The organism is Streptomyces phytophilus (genome assembly GCF_013870535.1).
Taxonomy (GTDB): domain Bacteria; phylum Actinomycetota; class Actinomycetes; order Streptomycetales; family Streptomycetaceae; genus Streptomyces; species Streptomyces phytophilus.
The window spans coordinates 1-1,098 of the sequence record NZ_JACBXC010001658.1 but is presented as its reverse complement, the minus strand read 5'-3'; the positions used below and the strand labels follow the sequence as shown (position 1 = coordinate 1,098).

The following is a 1,098-nucleotide window of genomic DNA, read 5'->3' as shown; positions in this document are numbered from 1 at the left end:
CAGCCTGTGGCAGCTGCTCTCCGGCCCCGGCGCCGGGCCCGGTCCAGGGTCCGGGCCCGGCGGACCCGCCCGCGCCCTCCCCGTCCGCCGCCACCAGCAGCCCGTACAACTCCTCCACCCGCGCCGCCGCGAGACCCTGGTCGCCCCGCGACAGCAGCACCGCCCCGGCGACGATCAGCGCCGCCCCCGGGATCGTGCAGGACGCCAGGTACGGGATCTGCCGCTCGGCGAACCGCTCGCCCGACACCCCGTACCAGCCGACGGCGCACAGCACGGCCCCCGCGGCGAGCGCGGCCCAACTGCCCCACCTGAGGGCCGTGGCCGCCAGCGAGTACCCGCGCGCCGGGCCGGTTTGCCGCATTCTGCCCCCTGTGCATCGCCGCCGCTTGGGATGCACTATGCCGTGTGTGGTTCTACTGCGCAGTAGAGCGAACGGATCGGCGGGACACTCGACGCATGACGACGTTCAGGGGTGAGGACGGATGACCCGAGGAGCACGCACGCGCAGCGCCGCGTGGCTTGCCGCCGCGGTACTGCTCACAGGGCTGGGCGCGGCCGGCTGCGGGGACGACGGCGGGGGCACGGACACACCGGAGAAGCTGCCGAGCGCGCAGGCGTCGGAGAGCAGCCCCGCCGCGGAGGAGAGCGAGGACGCCGGCGACGGCGCGGGCGGCGCGCAACCGGCCGACCCCGCGGCGGCGGAGAAGGAGATCGAGGAGAACTGGACGACGTTCTTCTCGCCCGACTCCGACGCCGACGCGAAGCTGGCCGTGCTGGAGGACGGGGAGGCGATGCGGCCGCTGATGGTCGCGTTCTCCGACGACGAGCGCTGGAAGCAGGTCGGCGCGGAGGTCACCGGGGTGGAGTTCGGCTCCGCCGAGGAGGCGGACGTGACGTACGACATCGCGCTCAAGGGCCAGACGGTGGTGCCCGGCGCCACGGGGGTCTCGGTGCTGCAGGACGGCACGTGGAAGGTGTCGAAGCGGGCGATCTGCACGCTCGTCGAGATGAGCGGTTCGCCGGGCCCCGGGTGCTGAGTTGACCAGGCCGGGGGGTGCCGCGCTGGCGGTGGCCGCGCTGGTGCTGCTGACCGCGGCG

1 protein-coding gene and 1 pseudogene are annotated in these 1,098 nt (G+C 74.7%); one reads left to right on the top strand and one right to left on the bottom strand.

Going from position 1 to position 1,098, the window contains the following annotated elements:
- Positions 1-274 (bottom strand): annotated as a pseudogene (locus H5J30_RS35020) (hypothetical protein); the annotation flags it as partial.
- 208 nt (positions 275-482) lie between these two features.
- Here H5J30_RS35020 and H5J30_RS35015 point away from each other — a divergent pair.
- Complete coding sequence (locus tag H5J30_RS35015) at positions 483-1,037, top strand: MTB12 C-terminal domain-containing protein (protein ID WP_181791829.1); 555 nt, start codon at positions 483-485, stop codon at positions 1,035-1,037.
- Positions 1,038-1,098 lie beyond the last annotated feature (61 nt).